Genomic DNA, 15,334 nt, shown 5'->3' with positions numbered 1-15,334 from the left:
GTCGACCACCGCATGCCAAGATCGCAAGAGCTCGGCAGGCGAGGCCGATCGCCGGGCGGGAGCACACCCCGCCCGGCGATCCCCGGTCAGGTCGCCGGCGCGCCGCCCAGATAGAGGCGTCCCAGGCGCGGGTCGGCGGCCAGCTCGCGGGCGGGCCCCGAGATGTGCACCCGGCCGAGGTCCAGCACGCATCCCAGATCCGCCATCTCCAGCGCCCGGCGGGCGTTCTGCTCCACCAGCAGCACCGCCACCCCGGCCCGGCGCATGAGGTCTATCTGCTCGAAGACGACCTGCGTGTTGCGCGGGTCCAGCCCCATGGACGGCTCGTCCAGCAGCACCACCGACGGCTCCAGCATCAGCGCCCGCGCGAACTCCACCTGCTTCTGCTGCCCGCCCGACAGCAGCCCCGCCAGGCTCCCCCACCGCTCCCCCACGACCGGGAACAGCTCCTTGACGGCCTCGATCCGCGCGTTCAGCCGGGCCTGGTCGCGTACGGTGAAGCCGCCGAGCCGGACGTTCTCGGCCACCGTCATCTCGCGGAAGACGCTGTGCCCCTGCAGCACGTGCGCCAGGCCGAGGCCGAGCAGGCGTTGCGGCGGCAGGCCCGTCACGTCGCGGCCGGCCAGGAGCACCCGGCCCGAGCGGGGCGCGAGCAGGCCGCTGGCGACCCTGAGCGCGGTGGACTTGCCGGCGCCGTTGGGGCCGACGAGGCAGACGACCTCGCCGGCGCGGACGGTGACGGCCAGGCCGCGCAGCACGGGGGCGGCCCTGCCGTAGCCGGCCACGACGTCCTCCAGGGAAAGAACCGCCTCAGACACCGAGATACGCCTCCAGCACGCGCGGGTCCTGCCGGACGGTGGCGGGCGGGCCCTCGGCGATGGGCGCGCCGCGGTCGAAGACGATGACGTGGTCGCACATGCCCATCACCATGTCCATGTTGTGCTCGACGACGAGGAAGGTGCGGCCCTCGGCGTTGAGGTCGCGGACGAGGGCCGTGATGCGGTCGATCAGCGCCGGGTTGACCCCGCCGGCCGGCTCGTCGAGCAGCACCAGGTCCGGCTCGGCCATGAGCACGGCGGCCAGTTCGAGCAGCTTCTGCTGCCCGTACGAAAGGTCGCGCGCCTCGGCCTCCTCCAGGTGCTCGATACCCATACGGCGCAGCCAGTGGCGGGCCCGCTCGACCTCGCCCGAGTCGCGGAGGCCGGCCAGCAGCTCGCGCAGGCGGGTGCGGCGGACCGCGACCAGCATGTTCTCCAGCACGGTCAGGCGCGGGAAGATCCGGCAGAGCTGGAAGGTGCGGCCGATGCCCGCGTGCGCGATGCGGTGCGGCGAGTGCCGGGTGATGTCGCGGCCCCGGTAGAGCACCCGCCCGGAATCGGGCCCGATCATGCCGGTGACGATGTTGAAGAACGTGGTCTTGCCGGAACCGTTCGGCCCGATCAGGCCGTTGATCGCGCCGTCGCGCAGCTCGACGGTGGCGCCGTTCACGGCGAGCACGCCGCCGAACGCCTTCGTCAGCCCTTCCGTGCGCAGGCTCACCGCGTCACCCCCTGGAGTCTCTGGTCCGCGCTCTCGTCGGGGATGGACGGGCCGGTCCGCTTGCGGGTGAAGCGGGCCAGGATGCCGTCCGGCATGAACAGCACGACCAGCACCAGCACCAGGCCCGTCGCGGTCAGGTGGATCTGCGTCTCGCCAAGCGCGATCAGGAAGTACTCCCCGGCCGGGGCCACGATGAGCGCGCCGAGCAGCGGGCCGTACAGGTGCCTGACGCCGCCGAGCAGGCTCATCAGGACCATGGACGAGGCGATCAGGATCGAGAAGACGAAGATCGGGTCGAGGCTGCCGAACCAGAGCGCGTAGAGCCCGCCGGCCAGCGCCACGAACAGGGCGGACAGCGCGAAGGCCGCCACCTTGTACGCCCCCGTGGGCACGCCCAGCGACTCGGCCTTGTCCTCGTCCTCCCTGATGGCGCGCAGGCCCGCGCCGAAGCGGGAGCGGGAGACGTACCACCAGGACAGCAGCGCGAGCGCGAGCAACACCAGGAACAGGTAGAAGAAGACCATGTGCGTCTGGCCGCGGTGCAGGCCGGGGAAGGGCGTGGGGACCTGCAGGCCCGTGGAGCCGCCGGTCAGGGAGCGCCAGCCCTGCACGATGAGGTTCATCATGGACACCAGCGCGATGGACACGATCACGAACGAGGCGCCGCGCACGCGTACCGCCGCGATGCCGACGCCGACGGCGAACACCGTGACCAGCAGCGCAGACGCGAGCAGGGCCACGGCCCAGGGCACGTCCAGGCGGACGACGAGCAGCCCGGTGCCGTACGCGCCCAGGCCGAAGAACGCCGAGTGGCCGAGCGAGACGTAGCCGGTGAAGCCGCCCAGGAGGTTCCAGGAGGTGGACATGGCGGCGTACATGACGGTCAGCGCGCCCGCGTACACCAGGTAGTAGTTGGGCGCCAGCCACGGGTAGGCGATCGCCAGCGCGGCCAGCAGCAGCGGCAGCCCCCTAGAAACGGTGTGCAAGCCGGCCTCCGAAGAACCCCTGGGGACGCGCGAGCAGGGTCAGGAAGAGGAAGACGTAGAACATCATCGTGGCCCAGGTGGCGTCCACGGTGACCAGCACGAGGCCCTCGACCACCCCGAGCAGGACAGCGGCCAGCGCCGCGCCCACCACGCTGCCCAGCCCGCCGACGACGATGATGGCCATGAGCTTGCCGATCCACACCCAGTGCGAGGCGGGGAAGAACGGCGTGATCAGCGCCAGCACGGTGCCGCCCACGGCGGCGGTGGCCAGGCCCACGCCGAAGCCGTACCCGGCCACACGCTCGGTCCGGATGCCGACCAGCCTGGCCGCCTCGCGGTGCTGGATCGTGGCCCGCAGCGCCTGCCCGAACCGGCTCCTGATCAGCACCGCGAACAGCACGGCGAGGGTGAGCCCCGCCACCCCGAAGGCGATGATCTTGTCGTACGGCAGGTGCACGCCGCCGACGCTCAGCGACCGGGTGGCGTACTCCATGCTGACCGACTTGTAGGAGCCCGTGTAGAACGTGCCGAGCAGCCCCTCGATGGTGAGCGCGATCCCGAACGTCAGCAGCACCGACATCATCGCCAGGTTGTCCGGCGCGAGCCGGGCGATGAGCAGCCGCTGCACCGCCACGCCGAGCCCGAAGAAGAGCGGCACGGTCAGCGGCAACGCCAGGAACGGGTCCACGCCGAGCGTGGTGTGCACGGTGTAGGTGAGGTAGGCGGCCAGGAACAGGAACGCCGGGTGTGCCACCATGACCACCCGCATCACGCCGAAGTACAGCGACAGGCCAGAGGCGAGCAGGGCGTAGAGCCCGCCCGTCAGCACGCCCAGGGCCAGCCCCTGCAGGAGCAGGCTCACCATTCCCGCTTCGGGTAGACGAGGCCGGCGGTCTTGGCCTGCTCCGGGAGGACGATCTCGATCTTGCCGTTGACGTACTGCTGGATCATGTGCGCCTGCTCCGGCCGGCCCTTGTCGTCGAAGGACAGCGGCCCCACGACGGTCTCGAACGTGCCCTGCCTGATGTGCTCGGTCAGCTTGTCCTGGCACTCCTTGGTGGGGTCGACGCACTTGACGGCGTTCACGGCGGCCTCGACGATCTGCCCGACGGTGTAGCCGTTGGCGGCGTCCTCGTTGGCGTCGCCGCCGAACAGCTCCTTGTAGCGCTTGACCATCTCCTGGTTGCCGGGGAACGTCGCGGTGGCGGACCAGCCGACCGGCGAGAGGATGTGCTCGGCCGCCCCCTTCACCGCGGCGGGGAACTCCGCCAGCGTCGGCCCTGTCGAGAACGCCGCCAGCTTGGGCTGCACCCTCAGCTCCTGCAGCGCGCGCACCAGCCCGACCGAGTCCTCGAACTGCGTGCCACCCACCACCAGGTCCGGCTTCGCGGCGGCGATCTTGGCGGCGATGGGGGCGAAGTCGGTGGTCTCCGGCGGGTACACCTCGTCCACGACGGTCTTGATGCCGGCCGCGGCCAGCTTGTCCCGCAGGCCGTACGCGGTGCCCTGCGCGAACGGGTCGTCCAGGCTGGCGTACGCCGCCGTCTTCGGCTTCTGGTCGGCCGGCAGCTTGATGATGTAGTCGGCCAGGTAGTTGTAGTGGTCGCTCGCGATCGCGGGCGCCGCGTAGAACAGCCGCCTGAAGCCCTGCTCGAACACCTCGGCGGCGGCTCCGGCCGGCTCCACGAAGAGCATGCCGTACGACTCGGCGACCTTCGCCGCGGGGATCACCAGGCGCGAGGAGAACGGCCCGAAGACCAGGTTGACCTTGTCCTGCGTGATGAGGGACTCGTAGTCGGAGCTGACCCGGTTGGGATCGGAGGCGTCGTCGCGGAAGATCAGCTCGACCTTCCTGCCGAGCAGGCCGCCCTTGGCGTTCACCTGGTCGGCCCAGACCTTGTACCCCTCCTGGATGCCCTTGCCCGGCTCGGAGAAGTCGCCGGTGAGCGGGAGCGAGATGCCGATCTTGACCGGCCCCTGCTGCTGTCCCGGCGACTGGGCCGCGCCGGGTTCGTCGGTCTTCGCGCACGCGGTGAGCGCCAGTGCGCAGATGGAGATGGTCGTCAGGCCCTTGCGAACTCTTGCCATCGAGGAGACCCCCGTCAGAAGAGGCTGAGCGAAAGCGCTTTCGGAAGCGCTTTCGGTTACGATTACACGGGATTCCGCCCTGGACAAGGGGGTCCGCACCACATGGCCAAGCGACCTTCTCTACCTGGCCCACCCCGTCTGGCTTCCCCGCCCCGCCCGCCCCGTCTGGTCGACGTGGCCGAGGCCGCCGGGGTCTCGCTGGCGACGGCCTCGCGGGCGATGAACGGCAGCACGGGGGTGAGCGCCGAGGTCGCGGCGCACGTCCAGGCGATCGCCACCCAGGTCGGGTACGTGCCCAACAGCCACGCGCGGGCGCTGGCCGGCGGGCAGGCGTCCATGGTCGGGCTGATCGTGCACGACGTGGGCGACCCGTACTTCGGCGAGATCGCCAGGGGCGTGCTGCGCGAGACCGACAGCCGCGGCTACCTGGCGCTGATCAGCCAGACCGAGCGCGACCCGCGGGCGGAGCTGGCCCGCATCCGCGCCCTGCGCGCGCACCGGGTGACCTCGATCGTGCTGGCCGGGTCCGGCTACGTCGAGGCGAGCACGGAGACCGACATCGCGGCCGAGCTGCGCTCGTTCACCGCGGCGGGCGGCCGGGTCGCCGTGATCGGCCGCCACCACCTGCCGGTGGACGCGGTGCTGCCCGACAACGCCGCCGGCGGCGCCACGCTCATGCGGCACCTGCTCGACCTGGGCCACCGCCGCCTGGGGGTGCTCGGCGGGCCCGCCAACCTGACCACGGTGGAGGACCGGCTGGCCGGGCTGCGGGCGGCGTTCGGCGCGGCCGGGCTCGACTGGGGCTCGGTGCCCGTCGTCCACGGGGACTTCACCAGGGAGGGCGGCGCGGCGGCCACCGCGCGGCTGGTGCGGGCGCACCCCGGCCTGACGGCGGTGGTCGCGCTGAACGACCCGATGGCGGTGGGGGCGCTGTCGTGGCTGCTCAACCACGGGCGGCGGGTGCCGGACGAGATCTCGGTGGCCGGGTTCGACGACGTGCCGGTGGCTCGGGACGTGTACCCGGCGCTGACCACGGTGCGGCTGCCGATGGTGGAGATGGGCAAGCAGGCGCTGGAGCTGGTGCTCAGGCCGCCGGCGTCCCGGCCGCGGCGGCGGCGCACGCGGCACGAGCTGGTGCTCCGCGCCTCCACCGCCCCGCCACCCCCTTGACATGACCTTGTGCCGGGTTACGATCCGAACGTCCCGAAAGCGCCTTCGCCCCCCGGGGCGCCGCGAGAGGACCCCCCGATGCCAGCCTTTCGCACCCGAACCCGCACCGGCGCCACCGTCCTCCTCCTGATCGCCGCGCTCTGCACGCCCCCGTCGCCCGCGCTGGCACAGCCGGTGCCCGTCGAGGACCCCATCCCCGAGAAGCCGATCGCCTCGCCGCTCACCCTCACCCTGGAGGAGTTCGCCTCCTTCCCGGAGAGCGAGCCGATCCCGCCTCCGAGCAACGACCCGCGGCTGGTGCGCCACGCCAGGATCAACTACCTGGGCGAGCTCCCCGACGGCTCCCGCCGCCTGTACGTCAACGACCTCAACGGCAGGCTGTACCTGCTCGGCCAGGACCGGCAGCCGGTGGAGTACCTGGACGTGGCCGCCGCGTTCGCCCCGGACTTCGTCTCGGGGCGCGGCCTGGGCAGCGGTTTCGGCTTCGCCGCCTTCCACCCGGAGTTCGGCGGGAACGGCAGGTTCTACACGGTCCACACCGAGTGGGGCGCCGCGCTCACCACGAAGACCCCCGACCTGCCGCCCCAGCCCGGCACCAGGTTCCACGGCGTGATCACCGAGTGGACGGCCGCCGACCCGCGCGCCGGCGTGTTCTCCGGCACGCGCAGGGAGGTGCTCAGGCTCGGCTTCTCCGGCCAGTCCCACGGCATCCAGCAGATCGACTTCAACCCCGGCGCCCGCCCCGGCGACGCCGACTACGGCCTGCTCTACATCGCGGCGGGCGACGGCGGCCGGGGCGCCTCCAGCGACGACCCGCAGAACCTGGCCATCCCCCAGGGCAAGATCCTCAGAATCGACCCGACGGGCACGGACGGCCGCAAGTACGGCATCCCGCCCGCGAACCCCTTCGCCGGCCAGGAGGGCAGGCTCGGCGAGATCTACGCGTACGGCATGCGCGACCCCCACCGCTTCAGCTGGGACGGCGACCGCATCCTGCTCGGCCACATCGGCGAGCACGCCATCGAGGCCGTCTACGACGTCGGCCCCGGCGACAACCTGGGCTGGAGCGAGCGCGAAGGCTCCTTCGTCTTCGACAAGGCCGACCGCTGCCACCTGTACACGCTGCCGGACGACGACGCGCGGTACGGCTACACCTACCCGGTGGCCGCCTACGACCACGACCCGCCGCCCGGCCACCCCTGCAACGCCGACAGCGGCCACGCGATCGTCGGCGGCTTCGTCTACCGCGGCGAGCGGCTGCCGCTGCTGTCCGGGACGTACCTGTTCGGCGACATCGTGGACGGCCGGGTGTTCTCCTCCGTCGCCGCCCACCTGCGCGAAGGGGCCGGCCGCGCCGCGATCTACCAGCCCCGCCTGGTGGACGCCGCCGGGAACGCGGTGACCATGCGGGACCTGGCCGGGGACACCCGCGTGGACCTGCGCTTCGGCCGGGACGGCAGGGGCGAGCTGTACGTGCTGTCGAAGGCCAACGGCAAGATCTGGAAGGTCACGCGGGCCGACTACGCCCCGGCCGGCGTGCTGCCGTCGTTGCGGCGCGACCTGGTGGCCGCCTACGACTTCGAGCACCCGCTGCCGGGCGACCCGGCCCGCGAGCAGGACCAGGGCCTGTCAGGCACCGGTCTCGCCCTGGTCAACGGCGGTGCCGCGATGCGCGTCGAGGACGGCGCGTACCGGGGCAGCGTGCACGCGCTCCAGACCCGCCAGGTCGGGCCGGCCGCGGCGGGCAACGACGACTGGAAGGCCGGCGTGTACGCCGAGTCCGGCGTGCCCACCCTGCGCTCCTTCAACGCGGTCGCGGGCACCACCGTCATGGGCTGGTTCAAGCTGCGGGCCGACGGCCCGGCGCTCAACTCGAACACCCCGGACCCGGCCGACCGTTACAACGCGATCGGCCTGGCGGGCGTCCTCAGCGGCACCTCCCAGGGGCACGACGTGCGGGCCCTGCTGGAGCTGATCACGGTGAACGGCGAGCTGAAGGTGGTGGCGCTGGCCAGGAGGGTGGACGGGTCCGCCTCCCAGACCTTCGCCGCCGGACTGCCGTGGCAGCGCGTCCTCCCCCGCGACCAGTGGGTCTTCCTGGCCGCCACGTTCGACTTCGACACCGGCGCCATGCGCCTGTACCGCAACGGCCGCCCGCTGGACGGCTCCTACACGGTCACCGGCGACCCCTGGGGCGTGGCGGGCGCCCCGGAGCCCGACCTCACCTCACCGACCGACCCTCGGGGCATCAAGATCGGCGGCAGCTACCCGCAGAACACCAGGGAGCAGAACCCCTGCGACTGCCGCATGGACGGCCTGCTGTTCCTGGACCGGGTGGCCACCCCTGGCGAGATCAGGGCACAGTACGAGCTGCTCCGCCACCGCTAGCCGACGACCTGCATCTTCTTCGTCCGATGGTCGGTGAGATGCAGGTCGCCGCCGAGCCGCTCCCTGAGCAGATCGAGCACCTTCCTGCTGGACAGCACGGTCCAGAGCGGTCCCACCAGGTGCGGGTTGTACTCGGGGGCGGCGTCCATCCAGGCGTCCTTGCCTGCCTGGCTCATGAACGTCGTGACGAAGAACTCGCCGTCCGGGGTCTTGCAGTACCCCGTGCGGAGCTCGGTGGCGTTCACCTGCATGCGCGGCGTGCAGCCCACCTTGGCGGAGAGCTGCTCGACCGTGAGGGGGGCGGCGCCGGCCGGCTGTCCGGCTGCCGCGACCTGGCCGCCGCCGCTCCCGGAGGAGCAACCGGCGACCAGCCCGGCCAGCAGCGCGAAGGCGGCCAGACGTGGAATCGTCGTCATGTGCGGAGGTACGCAGGTTCCGCGCGGGGAGTTCAGACACCGGCTACTTCGGTTGGGGTGTCATCGAGACCCGGTGGTCGGTCAGGTGCAGGTCGCCGTTGAGCGGTCCGCGCAACGTCTCCAGCACCTTCAGCGGCCCCAGCACGGTCCACTTGGGCCCCACCAGGTGCGGGTTGTACTCGGGCGCCCGGTCCATCCACTCGTTCTTGAGCTGCTCGGTCTTGAAGGTGTTGACGAAGAACTCGCCGTCCTGCGTCTTGCAGTACGCCGTGCGCACCTCGTCGGCGTCGACCTGCATCTTCGGCTTGCAGCCGACCTTGTCGGAGATCTGCTCGACCGTCATGGGGGCGGCGGTGGCGGGCTGGGACTTGCCTGCTGCGACGTAGTCGCTCCAGCCGCCTCCTGAGGAGCAGCCGGCGACCAGTCCGGCCAGCAGCGCAAGAGCGGCCAGACGTGGAAATGTCGTCATGTGCGAGGGTACGCAGCCCCGCGCGACCCGGTTCACCGCAAGACGACGCAGCCTCGCGCTTCCAGGCGGCGCAGCACCTCGGGCTCGCCGTCGAGCTTGTTCCAGCGCAGGTCGAGCTTGTCCAGGTCGGGCAGGTCGGCAGGCAGCTCCCGCAGCCGGTTGTTGCGCAGGTCGAGCTGCTTGAGCCCGGCCGGCAACGTCGCGGGCAGCTCGCGGAGCAGGTTGTTGCGCAGGTCGAGCTGCCTCAGCCCCGGGGGCAGCGTCGCGGGCAGCTCGCGCAGCCGGTTGCCCTGCAGGTGCAGCTCGCGCAGCCGCGACAGGCGGCCGATCGAGCCGGGCAGCCGCTCCAGCCGGTTGTTGTAGAGCCGCAGCTCGACCAGCGAGACCATGGAGCCGATCGAGTCGGGCAGGGTCCGCAGCCGGTTGTCGGTCAGGTTGAGATAGGCCAGCCGGTCCAGCCGGCCGATCGAGCCGGGCACCTCGGTGAACAGGTTGTCGCTGAGGTAGAGGTAGTCGGTGAGCGGCAGGTCGCCGAGCTCGGGCGGGATCTCGGTGAGCCGGTTGTGCCCGAGGTCCAGCATGCGCAGCCGGGTCAGGCCGCCGATGGCGGCGGGGATGCCGGTGAGGGCGTTCTCGGCCAGGTTGAGCGATTCCAGGCCGGTCAGCTTCCACAGCGTGTCCGGCACGCCGCTCAGCCCGTTCCCGCCGGCGGCCAGGTGGCGCAGGGCCGGGGGCAGCCGGTCGGGCAGGGCGCCGACGCGGTTGCCGTACAGGAAGAGGGTCTCCAGGCCCGGCGGGAGGTCGGGCAGGGCGGTCAGCTCGTTGCCGTCGACGTGCAGCGCGCGCAGCGCGGCGAGCCCGGACAGGGCCGGCAGCTCGCGCAGACGGTTGCCGTCGAGCCGCAGCTCCTCCAGCCCGGTGAGCCCGGCCACCCGCTCCGGCACCTCCGTGATCGCGTTCCACGCCAGGTCGACGACCCGGACGTCGGCGGGCACGGCGGGAAAGGCGGTCAGGCCGGAGTCGGGGGCACGCATGCCGCCGATCATCCCACGCGCCCGCCGGCGGGCGTGCTACCGGCCGGGGCCCGTCAGCCCGTACGGGCGGCGCGCAGGTCGAACAGCTCGGACGGCGAGATCGGCATGCGGTTGATCTCGATGCCCTCGGCGTCCTCGAGGGCCGAGGCGATGACGGCGGAGACGGGGATCACGCCGGCCTCGCCCGCCCCCTTGATGCCCAGGGGGTTGAGCGGCGACGGCGTCTCCAGGTGGCCGGTCTCGACGTGGGGGATCTCGGTGGCGTACGGCATGAGGAAGTCCATGAAGGAGGCGTTCACGAGCTGCCCGTGCTGGTCGTAGACCATGCGCTCGTACAGCGCGCCCCCGATGCCCTGGGCCACCCCGCCGTGGATCTGCCCCTCCACGATCATGGGGTTGATCAGCCGCCCGCAGTCGTGCACGACGGCGTACCGCAGGACCCTGATCTCGGCGGTGTCGGGGTCGGTCTCGACGATCGCGGCGTGCATGCCGGCCGCGAACGTGGACCTGATCGGCGAGTAGTAGTCGCGCCCCTCCAGCCCCGGCTCCTCCCCCTCGGCGACCGGCGGCCGGTCGGGGGTGACGGCCCCCGCGAACTGGGTGGCCTTCGCGGTCTCCTCGTCGAAGGCGTACCGCAGCGGGTTGGCCAGCACCGCCACCGTGGACAGCGGGATGGCGGCGGACGGGGCGCCGGCCACGTGCACGATGCCCTCGGCGATGTCGAGGTCGTCCGGGTTCGCCTCCAGCGCCTCGGCGGCGATGCGCAGCGCCTTCTCGCGCACCTTCCTGCAGGCCAGCGCGATGGCGTTGCCGCTGACGACGGCCGCTCTGGAGGCGAAGGTGCCGACGGCGTAGCCGAACCTGCGGGTGTCGCCGGTGACCACCCTGACCCGCTCGATGGGCACGCCCAGCTCGGTGGCGGCGATCTGGGCGAACGCCGTCTCGTGCCCCTGCCCCTGCGAGGTGAGGCCGGTGGAGACGTGGACGAGGCCGTCGGAGGTGATCTGCACGTGGCCGCCCTCGTACGGCCCCACGCCGGTGCCCTCCACGTAGCACCCGATCCCGATCCCGAGGCCCGGCCGGCGCTCGAAGGTGTCCCAGCCGATCAGCTCCTTGATCATCCGGAGCATCTCGGGGTAGTCCCCGCTGTCGTAGATCAACGGCCGCCCGTCCTGGAAGGTCATGCCCTGGTCGTAGGGGAACTCCTCGGGCCGGATGAAGTTGGCCGCCCGCACCTCGGTGCGGTCCTTGCCGAGGTATCGGGCGATCTTGTCCATCGTGCGTTCCATGCAGAAGACGCCCTGGGGCCGCCCCGCCCCGCGGTAGGGCGTCACCTGCACGGTGTTGGTGTAGACGGCGGTGAACTCGACCCGGTAGGCGCCCGGCTTGTACGGCCCCAGCAACTGCGTCGAGGTGACGATGGGGACGATGATCCCGTACGGGGTGTAGGCGCCGTGGTCGTGCAGGATCGTCACGTCGAGCCCCAGCACGCGCCCGTCGTCGTCGAACCCGACCCGCACGTACTGCACCTGCCCCCGCTCGTGCGCCGAGGAGATGAAGTGCTCCCTGCGGTCCTCGGTCCACTTGATCTCCCGGCCGAGCGTCATGGCGGCCCACGGGACCAGCACCTCCTCGGGCCACGGGTGCACGATCTTCACCCCGAAGCCGCCGCCCACGTCGGGCGCGATCACCTCGACCTGCGGCAGCGGCAGGCCCAGCGCGGCGGCCACGGCCATGCGCACGCTGGTGGAGGTCTGGGTGCTGGAGTAGACGCGCAGGTCGCGGCCGTCCCAGCGGGCGTACACGCCGCGGCCCTCCAGCGGCATGCTGGCGCTGCGCTCGATGTCGAGCCGGAAGGCGAGCGTGTGCGGCGCGATCTCGATGGCCTGCCTGGCGCCGCTGCCGTCGGCCGCCGCGACCTCCTGGACGAGGTGCGCGCCGACGTTCCCCGGCACGTCCTCGTGCACGAGCTGGGCCCCCTGGACGGCCTCCTCGATGCCGACGACGGGCTTGAGCGGCTCGTAGTCAACCTCGATGAGCGCGCAGGCGTCCTCGGCGGCGTACCGGTCGGCGGCCACCACCATGACCACCGGCTCGCCGACGTGCCTGACGACGTCCCTGGCCAGCGGGTAGGCGGTGCGCCCGTGCGTGAGCGCGGGGTGCGGGATCAGCAGCGGCAGCGCCCGGCCGACCCGCTCGGGCAGGTCCTCCCAGGTGTAGATGGCGACGAGCCCCGGCACGTCGAGCGCGCCCGACACGTCGATGTCGCGCACGCGGGCGTGGGCGTGCGGCGAGCGCACGAACGCCGCCGCCAGCGCCTCGCGGCCCAGGTCGTCGAGGTAGCGGCCCTGCCCGGTGAGCAGCCTGGGGTCCTCGCGCCGCTGGACGGCCTCCCCGAACAGCTTGGTCGTCATGCTTCCTCCGCCAGCAGCTCGGCGGCCCGGTGCACGGCCTTGACGATGTTCTGGTAGCCGGTGCAGCGGCACAGGTTCCCCGAGATGCCCTCGATCACCTCGTCGCCGGTGGGGGCCGGGTTCTCCTTCAGCAGGGCCGTCACCGTGCACAGGAAGCCCGGCGTGCAGAACCCGCACTGCAACCCGTGACACTCGGCGAACGCGCGCTGCACGGCCGACAATCCGCCGTCCGGTCCGGCCAGCCCCTCCACGGTGGTGATCTCGGCGCCGTCGACGGTCACGGCGAACGTCAGGCACGACCGTACGGGCCGCCCGCCGAGCAGCACCGTGCAGCAGCCGCAGACGCCGTGCTCGCAGCCCACGTGCGTGCCGGTCAGGCCGAGGTCGTGGCGCAGGCAGTCGGACAGCAGCCGCCGCGCCGGGACGCGGACCCGCCTGGCCGTGCCGTTCACGACGAGTGTGATCTCATGCTCCACGGGCCGCAGCCCCTTCCCGCGCCGCGTTGCGCAGCGCCCGCTCGGCCAGCACGCCCACCAGGTGCCTGCGGTAGGCGGCGGAGGCGTGGATGTCGGCTTCCGGCGCGGTCGCGTCCCGCACGAGGGCCGCCGCCGCGCCCCAGCCGGCGTCCGCGGCGGGCCCGCCCGCGCCCGCCTGGCCCAGCTCCACGACGACGGGCGCCGGGCCGACCCCGATGCAGGCGACCCTGGCGCCGTCCGGGGTGACCACGGCGCACACGCCCGCCAGCGCGTAGTCCCCGTGCCTGCGCGCGACCTCCTCGAACGCGATCCCGGCCCCTTCCCCCAGCGCCGGGAAGAACGCCGACACGGCCAGCTCGCCCGGTTCGACCGCCGACTCCATGGGCCCCACGAAGAACTCGTCCGCGGGCACCTCCCGCACCGTGACCCGGCCGTCCCAGCGCGCCACCCGCACGCTGCCGCCCAGCACCGCCAGCACGGCGGGCAGCTCGGCGGCGGGATCGGCGTGCACGAGGCTGCCCACCACGGTCCCCCGGTTGCGGATCACCGGATGGGCCACCAGCTTGAGCGCCCGGGTGAGCAGCCGGTGCACCTCGGCCCGCTCGACGTCCGCGTGCCTGGCCAGCGCCCCCACCGTCACCCCCGCCGGGCTCGCCTCGATCCCGTCGAGCCCGGCCACCCGGTTGATGTCCACGACGTGCTCGGGCGCGGCCAGCCGCATGTTGAGCATCGGGATGAGGCTCTGCCCGCCTGCCAGCACCTTCCCGCCGACCTCCGCGAGCGTGCGCAGCGCCGCCGGGAGGTCGCGGGGCGCGTGGTAGGTGAACGGCGGCGGCTTCACCCGGCCTCGCTCCTGACGGGCTCGGGGCTGCGGCCCGCGATGGCACGCAGCAGGTGGTAGCCGCCCAGCACCACGACCGTGCCGAGCGCGATGCCCTCCAGCGTGAAATCGCCGCCGATGAAGTGCTTCACAGGTCCGATGGCCAGGATGATTCCCGCGCCGATCGGAACCATGTTCACGGGATCGGCGAAGTTCACCCGGTTCTCGATCCAGATCTTCGCGCCGAGCAGCCCGATCATCCCGTACAGGATCACGGTCACGCCGCCGAGCACGCCGCCGGGCGTGGCCGCGACGAGCGCGCCGAACTTGGGGCAGAGCCCGAACAGGATCGCGATGACGCCGGCGATGTAGTAGGCGGCGGTCGAGTACACCTTGGTGGCCGCCATGACGCCGATGTTCTCGGCGTAGGTGGTGGTGGGCGAGCCGCCGACGGCGCTGGTGACCACGGTGCCGACGCCGTCGGCCATGACGGCGCGCCCCACGTACGGGTCCACGTCCGTCCCGGTCATCTCCCCGACGGCCTTGACGTGCCCGATGTTCTCGGCGATCAGCGCGATCACGGCGGGCAGCACCAGCAGCACGGCCGAGGTCCTGAAGTCGGGCGCGTGGAAGCTCGGCAGCCCGAACCAGGGCGCGTCGGCCACCGGCTGGAAGCTCACCCGGTCGTGCGGGAAGGCCGTCGCCACGCAGTACGTGCCCTCGGCCGGGCAGGCGTTCCCGGCGGCGTCCCGCAGGTTGGCGCCCGGCAGCACGGACGTGACCGGCCCGGCGACCCTGTCCAGCACCCACGACAGCACGAACCCGGCCACCAGCCCGATCAGTACCCCGATCCGCCCGGCGAACCCCTTGAACGCCACGATCACCACGAACGTGATCAGCATCGTGACGAGCGCCACCCAGTGGTCCTGCGGCCAGTAGACGTCCGCCGCCACGAACGCCAGCCCGAACCCGATCAGCATCACGACCGCGCCGGTGACCACGGGCGGGAAGACCCGGTGGATGATCCGCACGCCGAGGAAGTGGATGGCCAGCCCGGCCAGCGCCAGCACGAGCCCGGCGACCAGGATGGCGCCGGTCACGATCGCGTCCGCGCCGCCGGTGTCGCCGCCGGCCGCCGCCCTGATCGCGAACACGCCGCCGACGAAGGACGCGCTGGTGCCCAGGTAGCTGGGCACCTTACCCTTCACGATCAGCAGGAACATGATCGTCGCGACGCCGGACATCATCACGGCCACGTTCGGGTCCAGCCCCATGACCAGCGGGAAGACGAACGTCGCGCCGAACATCGCGATCACGTGCTGCGCCCCGAACCCCACCATCCGGGGCCAGCTCAGCCTCTCGTCGGGCCTGACCACCTCGCCGGGGGCCAGATGCTTGCCGTCACCGTGTTTGGTCCATCCCACAACCATGCGAGCCCCTCTTGTGCCGGGCGCCTGGACGTACCGTTCGCGGGCACATTAGGCCCGCCGGCACGCTCCTACACGGGCATGATCTGCCAAATCTGACCCGCCGA

At 72.2% G+C, this 15,334-nt stretch carries 14 protein-coding genes; 2 read left to right on the top strand and 12 right to left on the bottom strand.

Going from position 1 to position 15,334, the window contains the following annotated elements; translation table 11 throughout:
• Positions 1-86: 86 nt before the first annotated feature.
• The 5 genes from AB0I79_RS08550 to AB0I79_RS08530 are packed head-to-tail and all read right to left on the bottom strand — an operon-like array spanning position 87 to position 4,613.
• On the bottom strand, positions 87-818 hold the full coding sequence (locus tag AB0I79_RS08550) for an ABC transporter ATP-binding protein (RefSeq protein WP_357868837.1): 732 nt from the start codon (positions 816-818) through the stop codon (positions 87-89).
• A complete protein-coding gene (locus AB0I79_RS08545; RefSeq protein ID WP_357868834.1) occupies positions 811-1,539 on the bottom strand; it encodes an ABC transporter ATP-binding protein in 729 nt (242 codons plus the stop codon). Before AB0I79_RS08545 ends, AB0I79_RS08550 begins: the two co-directional genes overlap by 8 nt.
• Positions 1,536-2,525 carry a branched-chain amino acid ABC transporter permease gene (locus tag AB0I79_RS08540; protein WP_357868832.1) on the bottom strand — a complete coding sequence of 330 codons (990 nt, stop codon included), beginning with the start codon at positions 2,523-2,525 and terminating at the stop codon, positions 1,536-1,538. Before AB0I79_RS08540 ends, AB0I79_RS08545 begins: the two co-directional genes overlap by 4 nt.
• Positions 2,509-3,390: a branched-chain amino acid ABC transporter permease gene (locus AB0I79_RS08535; protein WP_357868830.1), complete on the bottom strand. Its 882-nt coding sequence runs from the start codon at positions 3,388-3,390 to the stop codon at positions 2,509-2,511. Before AB0I79_RS08535 ends, AB0I79_RS08540 begins: the two co-directional genes overlap by 17 nt.
• A complete protein-coding gene (locus AB0I79_RS08530; protein ID WP_357868827.1) occupies positions 3,384-4,613 on the bottom strand; it encodes an amino acid ABC transporter substrate-binding protein in 1,230 nt (409 codons plus the stop codon). Before AB0I79_RS08530 ends, AB0I79_RS08535 begins: the two co-directional genes overlap by 7 nt.
• 174 nt (positions 4,614-4,787) lie before the next feature.
• Here AB0I79_RS08530 and AB0I79_RS08525 point away from each other — a divergent pair, with 174 nt between their 5' ends.
• Positions 4,788-5,783, top strand: a complete 996-nt coding sequence (locus AB0I79_RS08525) for a LacI family DNA-binding transcriptional regulator (protein WP_357868824.1) — start codon at positions 4,788-4,790, stop codon at positions 5,781-5,783.
• A gap of 78 nt (positions 5,784-5,861) precedes the next feature.
• Positions 5,862-8,171, top strand: a complete 2,310-nt coding sequence (locus AB0I79_RS08520) for a PQQ-dependent sugar dehydrogenase (protein WP_357868822.1) — start codon at positions 5,862-5,864, stop codon at positions 8,169-8,171.
• Here the strand turns inward: AB0I79_RS08520 and AB0I79_RS08515 are convergent.
• Genes AB0I79_RS08515 through AB0I79_RS08485 form a run of 7 tightly spaced genes read right to left on the bottom strand, consistent with a single transcriptional unit; the run spans position 8,168 to position 15,230 of the window.
• A complete protein-coding gene (locus AB0I79_RS08515) occupies positions 8,168-8,587 on the bottom strand; it encodes a hypothetical protein (protein ID WP_357868819.1) in 420 nt (139 codons plus the stop codon). The two genes, AB0I79_RS08520 and AB0I79_RS08515, sit on opposite strands and share 4 nt — an antisense overlap.
• Positions 8,588-8,630: 43 nt before the next feature.
• On the bottom strand, positions 8,631-9,056 hold the full coding sequence (locus tag AB0I79_RS08510; protein ID WP_357868817.1) for a hypothetical protein: 426 nt from the start codon (positions 9,054-9,056) through the stop codon (positions 8,631-8,633).
• Between the two features lie 32 nt (positions 9,057-9,088).
• Positions 9,089-10,090, bottom strand: a complete 1,002-nt coding sequence (locus tag AB0I79_RS08505) for a hypothetical protein (RefSeq protein WP_357868815.1) — start codon at positions 10,088-10,090, stop codon at positions 9,089-9,091.
• 53 nt (positions 10,091-10,143) lie between these two features.
• Positions 10,144-12,504 (bottom strand): aerobic carbon-monoxide dehydrogenase large subunit, encoded by a 2,361-nt coding sequence (cutA, locus tag AB0I79_RS08500; protein ID WP_357868812.1) that lies wholly within the window; start codon positions 12,502-12,504, stop codon positions 10,144-10,146.
• Positions 12,501-12,980, bottom strand: a complete 480-nt coding sequence (locus AB0I79_RS08495; RefSeq protein WP_357868809.1) for a (2Fe-2S)-binding protein — start codon at positions 12,978-12,980, stop codon at positions 12,501-12,503. The genes cutA and AB0I79_RS08495 overlap by 4 nt, the downstream gene beginning before the upstream one ends.
• On the bottom strand, positions 12,970-13,821 hold the full coding sequence (locus tag AB0I79_RS08490) for an FAD binding domain-containing protein (protein WP_357868807.1): 852 nt from the start codon (positions 13,819-13,821) through the stop codon (positions 12,970-12,972). Before AB0I79_RS08490 ends, AB0I79_RS08495 begins: the two co-directional genes overlap by 11 nt.
• A complete protein-coding gene (locus AB0I79_RS08485) occupies positions 13,818-15,230 on the bottom strand; it encodes a solute carrier family 23 protein (RefSeq protein ID WP_357868804.1) in 1,413 nt (470 codons plus the stop codon). Before AB0I79_RS08485 ends, AB0I79_RS08490 begins: the two co-directional genes overlap by 4 nt.
• Positions 15,231-15,334 lie beyond the last annotated feature (104 nt).

The organism is Nonomuraea sp. NPDC050202 (assembly GCF_040656115.1).
GTDB lineage: Bacteria > Actinomycetota > Actinomycetes > Streptosporangiales > Streptosporangiaceae > Nonomuraea.
This window is presented reverse-complemented; position numbering and strand designations above follow the sequence as displayed.

What these genes read in the sequence shown, in the direction of transcription:
- AB0I79_RS08515 (WP_357868819.1), bottom strand. Translation starts at nt 8,587, where the DNA reads ATGACGACGATTCCACGTCTGGCCGCCTTCGCGCTGCTGGCCGGGCTG.
- AB0I79_RS08535 (WP_357868830.1), bottom strand. Translation starts at nt 3,390, where the DNA reads ATGGTGAGCCTGCTCCTGCAGGGGCTGGCCCTGGGCGTGCTGACGGGC.
- AB0I79_RS08510 (WP_357868817.1), bottom strand. Translation starts at nt 9,056, where the DNA reads ATGACGACATTTCCACGTCTGGCCGCTCTTGCGCTGCTGGCCGGACTG.
- cutA (WP_357868812.1), bottom strand. Translation starts at nt 12,504, where the DNA reads ATGACGACCAAGCTGTTCGGGGAGGCCGTCCAGCGGCGCGAGGACCCC.
- AB0I79_RS08485 (WP_357868804.1), bottom strand. Translation starts at nt 15,230, where the DNA reads ATGGTTGTGGGATGGACCAAACACGGTGACGGCAAGCATCTGGCCCCC.
- AB0I79_RS08530 (WP_357868827.1), bottom strand. Translation starts at nt 4,613, where the DNA reads ATGGCAAGAGTTCGCAAGGGCCTGACGACCATCTCCATCTGCGCACTG.
- AB0I79_RS08520 (WP_357868822.1), top strand. Translation starts at nt 5,862, where the DNA reads ATGCCAGCCTTTCGCACCCGAACCCGCACCGGCGCCACCGTCCTCCTC.
- AB0I79_RS08505 (WP_357868815.1), bottom strand. Translation starts at nt 10,090, where the DNA reads ATGCGTGCCCCCGACTCCGGCCTGACCGCCTTTCCCGCCGTGCCCGCC.